The organism is Geomobilimonas luticola (assembly GCF_018476905.1).
Classification (GTDB): domain Bacteria; phylum Desulfobacterota; class Desulfuromonadia; order Geobacterales; family Geobacteraceae; genus Geomobilimonas; species Geomobilimonas luticola.
This window is the reverse complement of the sequence record NZ_JAHCVK010000001.1, coordinates 395,075-411,069: the sequence shown is the minus strand read 5'-3', so window position 1 is coordinate 411,069 and position 15,995 is coordinate 395,075. Positions and strand designations below refer to the sequence as shown.

Annotated in this window: 13 protein-coding genes; 1 reads left to right on the top strand and 12 read right to left on the bottom strand. The window is 61.4% G+C overall.

Annotation, left to right across the window (positions count from 1 at the left end; genetic code table 11):
- Window positions 1-34: 34 nt before the first annotated feature.
- The 3 genes from KI810_RS01905 to KI810_RS01895 all read right to left on the bottom strand — a co-directional run bounded on the left by KI810_RS01905 (window position 35) and on the right by KI810_RS01895 (window position 3,484).
- Complete coding sequence (locus KI810_RS01905; RefSeq protein WP_214173795.1) at window positions 35-2,026, bottom strand: TraB/GumN family protein; 1,992 nt, start codon at window positions 2,024-2,026, stop codon at window positions 35-37.
- 268 nt (window positions 2,027-2,294) lie between these two features.
- Window positions 2,295-3,113 (bottom strand): AAA family ATPase, encoded by an 819-nt coding sequence (locus KI810_RS01900; RefSeq protein WP_214173794.1) that lies wholly within the window; start codon window positions 3,111-3,113, stop codon window positions 2,295-2,297.
- Between the two features lie 146 nt (window positions 3,114-3,259).
- Window positions 3,260-3,484, bottom strand: a complete 225-nt coding sequence (locus tag KI810_RS01895; protein WP_214173793.1) for a hypothetical protein — start codon at window positions 3,482-3,484, stop codon at window positions 3,260-3,262.
- A 73-nt stretch (window positions 3,485-3,557) separates the two neighbouring features.
- Here KI810_RS01895 and KI810_RS01890 point away from each other — a divergent pair, with 73 nt between their 5' ends.
- Complete coding sequence (locus KI810_RS01890; protein ID WP_214173792.1) at window positions 3,558-4,460, top strand: protoglobin domain-containing protein; 903 nt, start codon at window positions 3,558-3,560, stop codon at window positions 4,458-4,460.
- 25 nt (window positions 4,461-4,485) lie between these two features.
- Here KI810_RS01890 and hemH read toward each other — a convergent pair whose 3' ends face one another.
- The 9 genes from hemH to KI810_RS01845 form a co-directional block, all read right to left on the bottom strand.
- A complete protein-coding gene (hemH, locus tag KI810_RS01885; RefSeq protein ID WP_214173791.1) occupies window positions 4,486-5,436 on the bottom strand; it encodes a ferrochelatase in 951 nt (316 codons plus the stop codon).
- Window positions 5,437-5,495: 59 nt separating this feature from the next.
- Window positions 5,496-6,260, bottom strand: a complete 765-nt coding sequence (locus tag KI810_RS01880) for an SDR family NAD(P)-dependent oxidoreductase (RefSeq protein WP_214173790.1) — start codon at window positions 6,258-6,260, stop codon at window positions 5,496-5,498.
- Between the two features lie 146 nt (window positions 6,261-6,406).
- On the bottom strand, window positions 6,407-7,312 hold the full coding sequence (locus KI810_RS01875) for a DHH family phosphoesterase (protein WP_214173789.1): 906 nt from the start codon (window positions 7,310-7,312) through the stop codon (window positions 6,407-6,409).
- Window positions 7,313-7,821: 509 nt separating this feature from the next.
- Window positions 7,822-8,844, bottom strand: a complete 1,023-nt coding sequence (gene hemE / locus KI810_RS01870; RefSeq protein WP_214173788.1) for a uroporphyrinogen decarboxylase — start codon at window positions 8,842-8,844, stop codon at window positions 7,822-7,824.
- A gap of 159 nt (window positions 8,845-9,003) precedes the next feature.
- Window positions 9,004-10,074, bottom strand: coding sequence for a radical SAM/SPASM domain-containing protein (locus KI810_RS01865; protein WP_214173787.1), 1,071 nt, complete (start codon window positions 10,072-10,074; stop codon window positions 9,004-9,006).
- A 151-nt stretch (window positions 10,075-10,225) separates the two neighbouring features.
- A complete protein-coding gene (locus KI810_RS01860; RefSeq protein WP_214173786.1) occupies window positions 10,226-10,981 on the bottom strand; it encodes an ABC transporter permease in 756 nt (251 codons plus the stop codon).
- A gap of 84 nt (window positions 10,982-11,065) precedes the next feature.
- Window positions 11,066-11,992, bottom strand: coding sequence for an ABC transporter ATP-binding protein (locus tag KI810_RS01855; protein ID WP_214173785.1), 927 nt, complete (start codon window positions 11,990-11,992; stop codon window positions 11,066-11,068).
- Window positions 11,993-12,199: 207 nt separating this feature from the next.
- Window positions 12,200-13,732: a response regulator gene (locus tag KI810_RS01850; protein ID WP_214173784.1), complete on the bottom strand. Its 1,533-nt coding sequence runs from the start codon at window positions 13,730-13,732 to the stop codon at window positions 12,200-12,202.
- Entirely contained in the window at window positions 13,722-15,983 is a 2,262-nt protein-coding gene (locus KI810_RS01845) for an ATP-binding protein (protein ID WP_343213452.1), read from the bottom strand. The genes KI810_RS01850 and KI810_RS01845 overlap by 11 nt, the downstream gene beginning before the upstream one ends.
- Window positions 15,984-15,995 lie beyond the last annotated feature (12 nt).

Here is a 15,995-nt window from a genome sequence, read left to right as displayed (position 1 = left end):
AAGCCGGGCTTTTCAGCCCGGCTTTTTTGCACCCTTACCAGACATAATCCCTGGCGATCCCCCGCTTGTCGTGGCCTGCCAGCACGTGGAACACCCGGAGGTGCTTGAGCCGCACCGGCGACAGCGAGCCCAGGGGGATGTAGACGATCTTCCTGCCGAACCGGGCCGCCAGCTGCTTGAAATAGCTCCGGGGCGGCCGGGCCGCCACGTAGACCACGTGTTTTTCCAGGGAGTAGTCGAGGGCCGCCAGCAGCAGCACCTCGGACTTGCTCCGGGCAAAGGAGTAGTCGCCCGTGTGCCAGACGTCCAGCATCCTGCGCGGCGGGTAGGCGAGAACGAAGCCGCCGTACTCGCAACGGGAGATGCCGGGACCGACGATGTTATCCTCGGGGGGGGTGGCGTAAAAGGCCATGTCCGACTCCTGGGCATGCTCCCCCAGCCAGGTCATCAGGTAGGGATACCGGTCGCCCCTCCGATCCTCGTCAAAGATCACCACCACGCTCCCCACTCCCCCCTTCACTCGTTCCTGCTGCCGCACATAGATGCGCCCTTCGTGGATGTTGCGCAGGGTCTCCCGCATGTCGATGCCGTCCAGCATGGAGACGGTGAACGGCTCCACCCGGCACTGCTCCTCCGAGAGCTGCTTCGCCCCCTTCTTTTTCAGGAACCGCCCGTAATCCTCGATGACCAGGTCTTCGGGAGGATAGGAACAGATGGAGGGGTTGTCGAAACCTTCCAGCCACTCCCCGGGACCCTTTTCCCGTTTCCGGTTGAGGAAGGCAAGCCGGGAAAGCCCCTTTCCCCGCCGCCGCTCCCTGGGCCGGAACCGGATGCGGCGGCTCTGCCGCCAGAGATCGGCCAGGTCCAGGCTGATGGTGGGGAGGTCGCTCGTCTCTTTCTGCCAGGGATAGAACGTGGCAAGACGGAAGAAGGCATGGGCGAAGTTGTCGTCCACGCAGCCGCGGGCCGCGGAGAGAAGATGGAAGAGGTCGGGGAGGAGCAGGCCGTCCAGGAGGGCGCAGTTGCGGGCAAAGCGGAAGAAGGCGCGTTTCTGCCAGACGTGGACCGGCTCGCCGGTTTCCTGCCTGAAGTGGCGGGCTGCCTCCATGAAGAGGCGGAGGATGATCCGCTGCCGGTCGGGCATTTCCCCCCGGCACCCCACCAGCCGTACACTCCGGGCAATGGAGAGGCTGAGCGCTTCCGTCTCGGGGATGTCCTGTTTCCCTCCCGCTATCAGCTCCAGGGCGTGGAACCGTTTGCGCAGGGAAGGGCCGTCCCCCGCCGGTTCGGGAGGAAACTCTCCCCGGCGCTGCTCGTATACCGCGTTGACGAAAGGGAATTCGCCAAGGATCTCCCGGCAGGATGCGGGGTGGAGGTTAAAGAGGCGAACACCTTCCCTTTTTACCTTCGCCAAAGGTTCGGCCTGGGGGTCAGGAAAGAACGCCTTGATGCGGGCAAGGTGGTACATGCCGCAGACCAGCAGCACCCGCTGGTGCTGGCGGGAGAGCTGCTGCAGGCGGAAGGTCATCCCCCTTTCCCGCCGCAGGTCCTCCCGGTCCGGCGCCACAGAGGCAAAAGCCGCCGCGAATTCCCGGTAATAGGGGGCCAGGCCGATCCGCTGCACCGCATAGGAATCGGGTACCGGCTCTTCGTGAAGGGGGTAGTCGTCCAGATCGATGTCGATGAGATGGAGGGGGATATCCCGTTCCAGAGCCTGCCGGGCCGCCTCAACCAGGGGGTCGGCCGGCTCGATGAGGAGATAGACGCTCTGGGCACCCCCGTCGGCCACCTTCCCCTTGAGGAGACTGGCGGTACTCACGTCATAGGTGAGGACCGATATCTCCGGCAGACGCCGGACCCCGCGTAGGAAGGGAGCCTCCAAGGTAGGGGGCAACTCGATGGCGATGCAGTCGGGCTGCACCAGTTCCACCGCCTGCCGCACCAGGTGGGCGAACTCCATCCGGTAATGAAGGACGGGGAGGGCATGGATATTGCCGAATTGTTCGAGATACAGCCTATGGGGCATGGTTGTTTATTCGCCTGTTGGAGCGGTCCCCTGTGGCCGCCCGATTGAGAAAACGGCTGCCGTTTTTTGAAATGTCGATTTTTCGTCAGATCAAGGCTGTCGAGGGATGACGCGGAGGCGTAGTACCCAAACATCGGGCATAAACAGCGCTACGCCGCACAATTTCGCTTGCGAAATTGGACCGCGAAGGCGCCCCGCAGGGGGCGGCCGCAGGCCGAGTCACAAGGAATTCCGAAGACTTACGCAGAGCTGGCGAAAAAGCGGCATTTCACTTCAGATACCGCAGCGCCTCTTCCCCCAGTATCCTCTCCACCGCCAGCGGCAGCAGCTCCTCCGGGATCTGGCCGACCCCCTCCATCATCTTCAGGGCGTAGCGGGCGATGTTGATTCCGTCCCGCACCGAGTAGAGCTCGTCGGCGGCATGGGCCCGCTGGAGGAAATCCACCACGTACCGGAGCACCCGGCTCCCAGCGAAGGGAAGGTTCTCCTTGAGAATCTGCAGTTCCTCGTCGGCGTCGGGGAAGTCGATGTAGATCTGGGGCTGGAGGCGGGAGTGGATGTACTCCGGTACCTCGAACGTGGAAGAGTCCTCGTTCATGGTGACGACGATGCGGAAGTCGGCATGGGCCGGCACCCGCAGGCCGGTGATGATGGACTCCACGTAGCGGCGGTCGTCGAGGAGCGGTGCCAGCGACGCCCATGCTTTCTCGCTCATCCGGTTTCCCTCGTCCAGGATCAGCACTCCCCCCTTGAGCATGGCGGAAACGAGGGACGAGGCGGCGTACTGGATCTTGCCGTCCGGGCCGATGACCGGCGTGATGATGAGGTCCTCCGGACGGGTATCCATGGTCGCCTGGAAGAGATAGACCGGCCGATTGAGACGCTTTGCGGCGGCATAGGCGAGGGTGGTCTTACCCACCCCCGGCTTGCCGATGAGGCGGGGGTTGAAGGGGATGTCCCGTTCGTCGATCACCATCCAGGCAGCGAGGAGCTGCTTCAGGAGCTCCTCCTGACCGACCCACCGGAGCGGCAGTTCCACCGGCCGCGCCAGGGAAAGGGCAATGCCATCTATAACCGTCGTTTCCATGTTTTCTCCAAAAATCGGGCAATAGGCAACAAAACTTAGCAACATTTACCCCCTCCCCAACCCTCCCCCTCCTGGGGAGGGAGACAGCCTCTCCTCCCCCAAGCGGGGGGAGGTCGGGAGGGGGGCGTTTTCCTGTTGCCTCGCGCCTAGGTGTTATATTCACTAAGGTACATCATGGCCAATTTAGCCCTGTTCTCCAGGCACTTGGGGCAGAGCTGGCCGGCGTCCTTCCAGACCTCCCCCGCCAGCCATTCTCCCGCCTCGGCAAACAACGACGAGGCCTCGGCCGAATCGAATTCCCGCCGGCAGATGCTGCACATCCGCTGTTCATCCTCACCCGTCACCCGTCGCTCCTCACCAGTTTTTACCATATCCGTCTCTCCATTTGCAAACGGAGCGGTCTGTCCTATACTTGTGGGCAACGCCACCGGCCGGGAGGCTCCCATGCTCACCATGCAGGAGATAAAAAGCCACTACTTCTTCACCGATGAGGACGCCGACCTCCTCAGGACCCTTTACCCCCTTGCCGAGGCAAATCAGCAACGGTTCGCCGACGAATTCTACGACTATCTCCTCAGCATCCCCGAGACCGCCGAAATCATCAAGTCCGACCTGGTCCTGCAACAGCACAAGAAGACCCACCAGGGGTGGTTCCTCAACCTTTTCACCGGCACCTACGACAATCAGTATCTCTATATCCTCCAGCGGATTGGCCATACCCATGTCAAGGTCGGAGTGAGCGCCCACTTTGTCAGTTCGGCCATGACCCTGGTCCGTCAGTTCATCATGGAAATAATCCATGAGAATTTCCCGGACCGGGAGATGCGGCGCCGGCTCCATCGTGCCGTGGAGAAAATCATCGACATCAACCTGGACATCATCGGTGCTTCCTACCGGGAAGAGGAGATGAAGAAGGTCTTCGTTTCCCACCGGCTGGAGTCCAAGCTGATCCAGGCCACGGAACGGTTCACCTATGGCCTCAATCTGGTCCTCGTCCTGGCCCTGGCCGGGGTTTCCATCTCCATCGTGAGCCTGTTCGTCTGGGACATTCTCCACATCTTCCGGGGTGATATGGAAAAGGGGATACTGTCCGCCCTCGGCTCACTCCTCATCCTCTGGATGATGATCGAGCTCATGGACAACGAAATCAAGACCCTCAAGGGGGGGCGGTTCAACATCCTGGTCTTCATCGGGGTGATCATCGTCGCCATGATCCGGGAGATCCTCATCTCCACCCTGCGCCACGACGCCCTGGAAACCCAGGCGTTCCTGGCCGGCACCCTTCTCATCCTCGGCGTGGTCTACTTTCTGGTCGCCAAAAGCCAGCAGTTCCGCACTACCCCGTAGGCGCCTTCAGCGGGCGCCTCACCTTTCACTCACACTTCCTCACCAGGTCCGCCAGACAGTCGATGAACGTCGGCGAGTCATTGAGGGAGGCACTGCGCCAGAACTTGGCATAACCGAGTTTGAACGCCTCCTTCGCATACTGGATGTCGATCTCGTAGAGGGTCTCGATGTGGTCCGACACGAAGGAGAGGGGGACAACGAGGAGGTTCTTGCTGCCGTGGGCGGCCAGATGCTCCAGCATCGCCTCGGTGGACGGTTCCAGCCACTTGACCGGCCCGGCCCGGGACTGGAAGGCCAGGTGATGGGTAATGTTCTCGAACCGCTCCATGACAAGCCGGACCGTCTCCTCGATATGGGCGAGATAGGGATCACCGTCGTCGATGAACGACTGGGGGAGGGAATGGGCGGAGAAGAGGATCTCCACGTCCGCAAGGGGGTGGAACTGGCCGAGCCCTTCCCGTATCTTTTCCTCCAGGGCATCGATGTAACGGGGATGGTCGAAGAACCGGTCGATGGAGGAAACCCGGAACTGCACACCCGCTTCCCCCAGCACCCGCTTCAGTTCGTTCAGGCTCGATCCGGTGGTAGCCCGGGAATAGTGGGGATAGAGGGAGAGGGCGATGATCCGCTCGATTCCCTCCTTCCGGATGGCCGCCAGTGCCTCGATGGTGGATGGCCGACAGTAGCGCATGGCGACGAAACAGCGGAACTCTCCCCCCAGCTGCTCCTCCAGTGCCCGCGCCTGGGCCTCCGTCAGCTCACGGATGGGAGACTTGCCACCGATCTGCTCGTAATACCCCTCCACCTTGGGAGCGCGGCGGCGGGCGATGAGCCGGGCAATGAGCGGCTGGAGAAAGGCCGGGCCGATCCTGATGATGTCCCGATCGGAGAAGAGGTTGGTGAGAAACGGCTGAACGGCATCGAGGGAATCGGGTCCCCCCATCTGGAGCAGAAGAACGGCTGTTTTCGCGGACATGGGCACCTCGCCTGTGATTTATTGTGCCTTTACCTGTTTAATCAACGGTACACATTCGGCTAATCCTGCTTTTTCCGGTGCACCGCCAGCGGCCCCCACGCCTGGTCGATGGACATCACCTCCAGGGTATTGACGTTGACATGGGAGGGAAGCCCGGCAATCCAGACGACGATACCTGCAATGTCCTCCGCGGTCAGGGCCTCGGCTCCGGCGTAGACCTTCGCCGCCGCTGCCGCGTCCCCCTTGAACCGGACCAGGGAAAAATCGGTTTCGGCCATCCCGGGCGCGAGGCAGGTCGCCCGCACCCGCGTCCCGAGGAGGTCGGCCCGGAGATTCCGGGTGAACTGTTCGACGAACGCCTTGGTTCCGCCGTAGACGTTCCCCCCCGGATAGGGCCAGGCGCCGGCCGTCGAGCCGATGTTGATGACGTGCCCCCGGTTGCGCGCCACCATCCCCGGCAGGAAAAAGCGGGTGCAGTAGGTGAGCCCCTTGATGTTGGTGTCGATCATCGCGTCCCAGTCGTCGAGGCTGGTCTCATGGGCCGGCTCCAGGCCGAGGGCGAGCCCGGCATTGTTGACGAGGACATCCACTTCTCTGAACTGTGCCGGCAGAGATTCCACCCCCTCCTGGACCGCCCGACGACTGCGGACATCGAGGGTCAGACAGTGGACCTCCGTCTTCCCCGCCAGTTCCTTCTCGAGCACCTGGAGCGGGCCGCTCCTGCGGGCCGCCAGCACGAGCCGGTCTCCCTGCTCCGCGAACAGCCGCGCGCATGCCGCGCCGAACCCCGCGGACGCCCCGGTTATGACTACGGTTCTGGCCATGATCCCCTCCTGCAACATCCCGTAATATGCGTACTATGCCTTCTCTTCCCGTCTCGCGCAACCGGAATTTCACACCTCTCGTTCGACGAAATAGGAAATGGCAGGGTTTCCCCTGCCATTCCATGAATCCGTATCCGTTAAGTATCCTATCCCTTGCAGGCCGCAACCAGCTCCTTGAGCACATTGTCCGCCTGATCGTAGGGGACCTGGCAGGTTCCGACCGCCTTGTGCCCGCCACCGCCGTACCGGAGCATGAGGGAACCGACATCCACCGTGGCGGTCCGGTTGAGGATACTGTAGCCGACGGAGATGGCGACGAACTCCTTCCCCCTGCCGTCGATGAGCCGGATGGAGATGTTGGTCTCCGGGAAGAGGGAGTAGATGAGGAACCGGTTCGAAGGGGGGATCTCCGCCGCACCCCGGGCATCGGTTATCACCACCGGCCCGTCGGCCCGGGAACGCTCCTTGAGAAACGCCCGCCCCTTCTGGTCGTTCTCCCGGTAGAGCGCTATCCGCTCCTTCGTATCAGGAAGGGCGAGTATCTCGTCGATGCTCTTGGTGCGCATATGCTCGACGAGGTCGTTCATGAACGCCAGGTTGCTGATCCGGTAGTTCTTGTGGTAGCCGAGGCCGGTCCGGGGATCGCAGATGAAGCCGAGCAGAATCCACCCTGCCGGGTTGAGGATCTCGTCCTCGGTCAGTTGGGCCGAATCCACCTTGTCCACATAGCGAAGCATCTCCTCGAAGCGCGCCAGTTTCTCCCCCCCGTAGTAGTCGTAGACGACCCGGGCCGCGCTCGGGGCATTGGTGCTCCGCCCCTCGTATTTCCCCTGGAGGCTCATCCGTTCCCGTTCGCTGGAGTGGTGGTCGAACCAGAGGCCGCACCCCGGCACATAGGGGACATTAGCAAGGATGTCATCCTTCGTCACCGGGATCTTCCCGTCCTGCAGATCCTTCGGATGGGCGTAGACCATCTCGTCCATCAGGCCGAGCTCTTTCAGGAGCACCGCACAGCAGATACCGTCGAAATCGGAGCGGGTAAGCAGGCGCATCGCATGTTCCTCCTTGGTGGATTAAATGAGCCGCAGGAAAAAAGCGGAAAATTCCAGTGGATGCTGCATTCTATAGCTTCTGGGGCACGGGGAAGTCAAGTTATTAATGAAGTACTACCGTGGAAAAGGTGAAAAATAGGAAAGGGAGCGGACAACCGCTCCCTTTCTGCGCAAACGATGTAATTATACCAGAATAAAAAATTTTAAACAGACTGGTAATAACATATTTCCGTTGCTATAGTGTAACCAGGTAGCTACCTGTAACACGTAACAGACCGCAGAAAAAGGAGGGCGATACTATCGAAGACACTCCACCGGGCTGTAACCTGAAAATGTGCGAAGTATCGACCCGGCAGTAACCGTGCCGGAACTGACCCTTGAAAAGGGAACGCGGAAGTTGACAAAAAGAGGCCCGCCGAGTTTGGCGGGCCTTTCATGTGTGTATCGCGAAAAAGGGGGCCTGACGGCTCCCTTTTCTTGTACTGAGTACCGCACGCTGACTCGGTTTGTTACTTCTGCGACAACCGGTGCACGCATTCGACCATGAAGATTGCATTCTCGGGCGGAACCGTGGGGAGTATGCCGTGCCCCAGGTTGAAGATGTGGCCGGGGCGGCCGGCGTTCTCGTCCAGGACCCGCTTCACCTCCCGCTCGATGACCTCCTTCGGCGCATAGAGGACCGTCGGGTCCAGGTTCCCCTGGACCGCCATCTTCGGCCCGAGGACATCGCGGGCCTTGCCGAGATTGACATGCCAGTCGAGTCCCATGACATCGCCACCCGCCTTCTGCACGGTGTCGAGCATGGTGGCCGCCCCCTTGACGAAGTGGATGACCGGCACGTGGGTCCGGTTCAGGCCGTTGATCAGTTTCGTCGTGTAGGGGAGGACGTATTTTTCGTAATCGGAAGGGGAGAGGACCCCGCCCCAGGTGTCGAAAATCTGGATCGCCTGGGCACCCGCCTTGATCTGGGCATTGAGGTACTCCATGTCCATCATGGTCACCTTCTCCATGAGGGCATGATAGACATCGGGGGCGGCGTACATCATCCGCTTCATGTTGGCCCAATCCTTGGACCCCTTGCCTTCCACCATGTAGCAGCAGAGGGTGAAGGGGGCGCCGCCGAAGCCGATGAGGGGCACCTTGGTGGCAAGTTCGCGGCGGAGAATCTTGATGGTCTCCAGAACATAGGGAACGTCCTGCTCCATCTGGGGGATGCGGAGCGCCTCCACGTCGGCCATGGTCCGGATCGGATGCTCGAAGACCGGGCCGGGCACGAAGTCGAGCTTCATCCCCATCGGCTCCACCGGCGTGAGGATGTCGGAAAAGAGGATGGCGGCGTCCACCCCCAGGATATCCACCGGCTGGATGGTCACCTCGGCCGCCAGCTCCGGGGTCTTGCAGAGCTCCAGAAAAGTGCACTTGGAGCGGACCCGCATGTAATCGGGGAGATACCGCCCCGCCTGGCGCATGAGCCAGACCGGGGTCCGGTCGACCGGCTTCCCCCAGCAGGCATCGAGAAAACGTGTATTCATTGAAAATCCTCCTTGAAAATTTAAAGCGGTTCAACACCGGGAACGTGAGATTTGCGCCAGATTGGTGCACCCGCAGGAACCTCGGCGGAGGCGTAGCAGCGCTACACCGCACAACGGGGTGACGAGGACGGCGCCAAGATGGCGGAAATATCGCGTTCCCTACGTCTTCTTCTGAAGGCGTATCGGGACATAATTACAGAACGGTTCCTCTTCCATATAGTCCCCCGTCACCGCATCGGCCCTGGCCCGGCAGCCACCGCAGACATTCAGGTATTCGCACTGGCCGCATTTCCCCTTGTACGCCTTGAAGTCGCGCAGGTCGCGGAATATCTCCGAGTTCTCCCAGATCTCCCGGAAGGGGGTCTGCTTCACGTTCCCCGCGGTGCGGTGGAAGTAGGAGCAAGGCTTGACATTGCCGAAACAGTCGATGAGGCAGATGGTCTGGGCGGCGATGCACCCCTTGCCGCCGCCGGTTGAGAAGGTCAGCGACCGGCGCTCGAATTTCGTCCCTTCCGCCTTCGCCTTCTGGGGGACGATCCGGTAGTAGTGGGGGGCGCAGGTGGGGCGCATGAGGATGTCGTCCTCCAGCTTCTCCTGCTCGTAATGCCAGTCCAGAATCTCCTCGTAATCCTCCTTGGAGATGAGCTCGCTCATGATCTCCTCGCCGCGGCCGGTGGGGACGATCATGAACATGTACCAGGCGGTGGCCCCCAGCCCCTTGGCCACCTTGAAGGTGTTGGCGATGTCGGCCTGGTTCCTTTTGGTGAAGGAGGAGTTGATGAGGAACTTCTGGCCGTGCTTCCGGAACAGCCCAGCAGCCCGGACCACCCCGTCGAAGGAGCCGGGGCACTGGCGGAAGTTGTCGTGCACCTCGGCGGTGGAGCCGTCCAGGGAGAGGGAGACCATCTTGATGTCAGCCTTCTTCATCTGCTCGCAGATCTCGTCAGTCACGAGCGCCCCGTTGGTAGCCATGCACATGCGCAGCCCCAGAGAGGTGCCGTAACCGGCCAGTTCGAAGATATCCTTGCGCAGGAGCGGCTCGCCCCCGGAAAGAACCACCACCGGTTTGGAAAAATCGGCGATCTCCTTCAGGAGCTTCTTCCCTTCCTCCGTCGTGAAGTCACCCTCGGAGGAGGTCATCTCGGAGGAACAGCGGCAGTGGACACACTTAAGGTTGCATTTCTGGGTGGTTTCCCAGGCGATCCATTTGGGTATGAATTTTTCGGCCATCATTTTCTCCAAAATCCGTAGCGGTGCGGATGATTTTGCGCCGGAATTTTTCACATTAACTTTTCAATCGTACTATGAACGGGTTAAAAAACTCAAGAAGATTCGGCCACCTGGCAACGGGATGAACAGGGGGGAGAAAGGGACGGTTCCCTTACTCGGACATCTTCCGGTTGAAGGTGAGGGTCGCGGCGGCGAAGGCGATGACCGCCGTCACCAGCAGGATAATGATGGAGAGCGGTGCCAGCTTTCCGTTGAGAAGCGCCTGGCGTGCCCCCTCGAAGATGGCGGTGGTGGGGAGGATGCTGATGGCGGCAAAGGCCGCTTTCGGGTAGGAGGAGAGGGGGAAGAAGATGCCGGACATGAAGATGAGCGGTACGATGACCACCGCCTCCACCCGGCCGATGTTCTCCGGCTTGTCGATCATGGTGCCGCAGATGGTCCCGACGCAGGAGAAGACCATGGAACCGAGAAAGATGAAGAAAAGATAGGCGAGGAGATGGGCGGGGGGGAAACGGAACGGGGTGAGGATGAAGATCACGAACGCCACCGCCAGCCCCTTGAGGGTTCCCTGGGCGAAGCCGGAAAAGATCTTGCCGATGACGATGTCGTAGACCGTGATGGGGGTTACCCGGTACTCCTCGATGGTTCGCTGTACCCGGCGGTGAAACCAGACGCTCCAGGCGCTGTCGTTGAAGGCCGCCGACACGGCGGTCATGGAGATGAGCCCCGGGGCGATGAAGAGGGCGTAGGGGACCCCGTCCACATCGGCGATGTACCCTCTGAGGCCGATGCCGAAGGCGAGATACAGGGTAAGGGGGTAGGCGATCACCGCCAGGAGCTCGGAGAAGAGGCTGCGGCGGAGCACCAGCAGGTCCCGCCAGAATATGGCTATGGCTCCTCTAAACATGAAAACCTCTTACCAGCTGGGACATAAGGGACGCATGAGACCTATGGGCCTATTTAAGACCTTTAGATCCTGTTTGAACCGATTTTATTCCCGGACCTCGCGGCCGGTCAGTTCGATGAACACATCCTCCAGTGACGGCTCCTTCAGGCAGATCTTCCGGATATCATCCCCCCCGATCCGGTCCATGAGGGGCTTCAGGAACTCCTCTCCCTCCAGGGCGAGGCGGAAGCTGTTCCCCGTCCGCTGCAGGTTCCGGACAAAGGGGAGCTCCCGCAATATCTTTTCGTAGCGTTCCCCGTCGCTCCGGAACTCCAGTTCGTACATGTGGGCGTGGGCGAGCCGCTCCTTCAGCTCGGCGGCGGTGCCGTCCACCAGCGCCCGGCCGTGATCCATGATGACGATCCGGTCGCAGAGGGCATCCGCCTCGTCCATGTAGTGGGTAGTGAGGAAGATGGTCATCTGGGGGGTGAGGGACTGCACATAGTCCCAGACCGCCCGCCGCGACTGGGGGTCGAGGCCGGTGGTCGGCTCGTCAAGGAAGAGGACCCGCGGGGTGTGGACCAGGGCGCGGGCGACCACGAGGCGCCGCTGCATCCCCCCGGAGAAGGTGTCGGGGAAATCGTGCTGGCGGCCGGTCAGGCCGATCAGCTCCAGCAGTTCGTCGATGCGCCGGTTGTACTCCGTCGGGGCCATGCCGTACATCCGGGCATGGAGCACCAGGTTCTCCCGGCAGGTGAGGTAGCGATCCAGGTTGTTCTCCTGGGGAACCACACCGATCAGGCTGCGCACGGTCCGGGCCGACGTGAGGACGCTGTGCCCCTCGATGCGGGCGCTTCCCGCCGAGGGGCGGATCAGGGTGGTAAGCATCCGGATCAGGGTGGTCTTGCCGGCGCCGTTGGGCCCCAGGAGGCCGAAAATGGTCCCCCGTTCCACCCGGAGGGAGAAGTCGTTCACCGCCCGGAGGGTGCCGTAGACCTTGGCAAGGCCGTCTATTTCCAGTGCAACAGTCATGGAAACGCCCTATAGAACACATTCAGTTCGTTATTTCCCGAGAGGGGTGGGGGGCCTGTGGAGCGAACGTGCCCGAGTATCAGCCGCTGTAGGCGAAATTGCGCCAAGCCGGCCGACAGGCCGGCGCGAAATGAGCCGTATAGCGGCGATGCGAGGGGACTCTGAGCGGAACGGGGCGCTCACCCCTCTCGAATTCACCCAGGCTCTTTATACCGCCTCATCCAGGGGGAAGAGGAGGAAAAAGGTGCTGCCATGCCCCTCCCGGCTTTCCGCCCAGATGAAACCGCCATGGGCATCCATCACCTTGCGGCAGAAGGCGAGCCCCAGTCCGGTACCCCGCGTCTTGCCGAGGCGGCGGTTTTTCGCCTGGACAAACCGGTCGAAAATGGAGCCGAGGGCCTCCTCCGGCATCCCTTCGCCGGTGTCCCTGACCGTCACCTTGAGAAAGCGGCCGCTTGCGGGGATGGCTGACGATGGATAGGTCTGGTGGGGGATGCGGTCACGGCAGCCGGCGATGTCCGCCAGCTCTTCCATCCCCACCTCGATCTCTCCTCCGTCGGGGGTGAACTTGAAGGCGTTGGAGAGAAGATTGTTGAGCAGGCGGGAGAACTTGTGCCGGTCCACCCGGAACGGGGGGAGCGGCTCGCGGCAGGTGGCATGGAGATCGATCTGGGTACGGTGGGCAACCGACCGGAATCTGGAGAGGATCTTCTGCACCAGCTGCTGGGGGTCCTCCTCCCGAAAGACGAGTACCATCTTCCCCGCCTCGAACTTGTGCACGTCCAGGAGGGTATCGATCATATCCGTCATCTCGCTGCAGCTCTCCACCGCCGACTCCAGGTATTCCCGCTGCTCCTCGTTGATCGGCCCCAGCCGCCCCTCCCGCACCAGGTCGAGGGAGCCGACTATGGCAGTGATGGGGGTCTTCAGGTCGTGGGAGAGCATGCTGACGAAATCCTCCCGCTCCTGCTCCAGGGCCTTGAGGGTAGAGATGTCGCGGAGAATCTCCACGCTCCCCACCAGTTCGCCGGTACCGTTGACCAGAGGGGTGGCGCTGGAAAGGACCGGGATACGCGTGGTGCCGACCATAAGCTGGTACGTGATGTCGAGGCACGGCTCGTGGCTGACCAGGACCAGCCGGCAGGGGAGGAGATCCGCGCCGATGTCCGCCGTGATGACCTCTTGCACCGGCTTTCCCACCACCTCATCCCGGCCCTTCCCCAGGATATCCTCCGCCCGGCGGTTGACCGTCATGACCCTGCCATCGGTATCGATCGCTACGAGGAGATCCGCCATTCCCTGCAGTACGACCTCCATCTTCTGCCGCTCCACATCCAGCTGCTTCTGGAGGCGAAGGTTTTCCAGGCGGGTCTGGTTGAACTGGATTGCCCGCTCCACCCGTTTCAGCATGTCATCGGTGGAAAAGGGCTTGGCGATGTAGTCGATCGCCCCCTTCTGCAACGCCTGCACGGCGATGTCCTCACTGCCGTGGGCGGTCATCATCATCACCGCCAGGTCCGGGTACTCCTGGCTGACCCGTGCCAGTACCGCCATGCCGTCCATGCGCGGCATCTTGATGTCCAGAAGCATGAGGGAGTATTCCCCCCGGGAGAGCTGTTCCAGGGCATCCATACCGTCCCGGGCCCGGTCCGTCCGGTAGCCGGCATCCTCCAGCTGCAGCTTCAGAATCAATGCAATATCCGGCTCGTCGTCGACTATGAGTATCCTGTCACTGTTCATGCAACGTCTCCTCGTACACCGGAATCGCAAAGGAAAAGACATTCCCTCCCGCTGCACCGCTCTCGTAAAAAATCCTGCCGTGGTGCCGTTCGACAATCTCCTTGCAGATGGCAAGACCGAGGCCGGTCCCGCTCCGCTCACGGGGATCGGAACTTCCCAGCTGCTGGAACTTCTTGAACAGCTTGTCCCGGTCCGACCACTGGATGGCCCTCCCCACGTCAGCAACGGAAACCGTCACATAATTTCCCTTCCTGAGGGCAGAGACGAGTACCGTTTTGCCGGAAGGTGAAAACTTCACCGCATTGGAAAGGAGATTGGTCAGGACCTGGATGAGCCGGTCATGGTCCCCCCAAACCGCCGGCAGATCGGTCGCCACGTCACTGACGATGGATATGTTGCGCCCCTGGGCGAACCCCTTGATCTCCTCACAGGCATAGACCACCAGTTCGCCGATGGAGACCTGGCCGAACGCGAATTGCATCCCCCCCGCCTCGATGGTGGAAATGTCGAGAATATCGTTGATGAGCCGGATAAGCCGGTCCGTATTGCGCTGGCAGATGGAAAGCAGTTCCCGCTCCGTCTTGGTGAGCCATTTCCCCTTGCTGAGGATGAACTGCAGCGACCCCTTCATGGAGGTGAGGGGGGTCTTCAGCTCATGTGAGACCGTGGAGATGAATTCGGTCTTCATCCTGTCCACCTCTTCCTCCATCGTCACATCCCTGATGGACATCACCACCCCGGCGAACGCACCCGCCTCATCAATGAGGGGGGAGAGGCTTACCTTGAGCTTCCGCCCCTTTACCCTCAGCTCCTCTTCCCGGGGGGTAGGCCCTTCTCCGGCACGGACGGCATGAATATGCTCGAGAAGCATGCAGAAGCCCCCCAGGTCGCAGACCTGCTCTATGGGCTGATGCATGACCCGGTGCGGCACGAGGTCGAAAAGTTTCTGGGCCGAAGGGTTGAAGAGGGTGACATGGTTGTCCCGGTCCGTGACGACAATCCCCTCCGCCATGCTGGTGAGGATCGCCTCCAGCATCCCCATCTCCATCCGGAGCGCGACCGTCCGCTCCGCGACCCGCCGCTCCAGTTCCTCGTTGAGTCGCTGCAGGTCCTGGGTCTTCCGGGTTATGGTCCGTTCCCGTTCGTAGAGGGTACTGGCCATCCGGTTGAAGGAGTCGGCGAGCATGCCGAACTCGTCCGCGGAGGTTACGACGACCCGCTGGTCCAGCTCCCCTGCCTCGATCTGTTCGACACCGCGGGTCAGGTCGGTGAGCGGCCTGGTCAACCGCCGCGCCATCAGGTAGGCGAGGCCGAAGGAGAGGAACACGCCGATGGCCCCCGACGCCATGATGTTGCGCATGTTGTCCCGCTTGATCCGGGTGAAATAGTCGTTGGAAAGGGCCACGGAGAGGGAACCGATCACCTCGCCCCGCAGGTTGGCAATGGGGGCGAAGACCGTCTCGTAGAAACTGTTCCCGATCTTCGCTTCCCCACGGTAGGGGATGCGCCGCTCCAGGCGTTCCATGATCGCCGCATCGATGGATACGGGGATGGGGATCTCTTCCGCTACGCTGCTGGCAATACGGTGTCCGCGCTGGGTTATGGTGACTTCCACCTCTTTGCCGAATACCTCCTGAACCTGGAACGGCAGATTGGGATCGTTGTTGATGATGTCTCCGGCAAGCACTCCGCCGAGCAGGGTACCGTCGGGAGCGATAACCGGCATGGCGACCACCATGACCATCGCTTCGTTTTCCTTGAGCGTGCTCGGGGTAATGGCTACCCCCCCCTCCTGCTCCAGAAACTCGCGGGAGACCAGTTCCGTGCTGACCACCGTGTTCCGGGTGCGGAATGCCTGCTCCATCGCGTATTCGAGCCCCGCGAGCCGGTCCGACGTTCCGGACCCGAGCCGGGTCAGCACCCGTTTCTGCGGATCGACAAGGGAGAGGACTTCGACGAAGGGGATGGTCTTGCGCCAGCGCTGGACGGCATCAGTGAGCCACGGGCGGTTGCTCGTTCGGATGTATTTCTGGACCGGAGGGGCAGTGGTTGGCTGGGAAAGGGAATAGGTGATCAGGTCGGCCCGGGCAAAGAGCTGGCTCTGGGCGTAGCGGAGGTTTTCCTCGAGATTCTTTGATACCTGTGCTTCCAGGGCATAATTGACGCTTTTGAAGGTGGTTACGGCAAGAATGGCATAGGAGACGAGGAGAACGAGCAGGATGGAGAAGAGCAGTTTGTTGCGTATGTTCATTCGTAGCCGCAT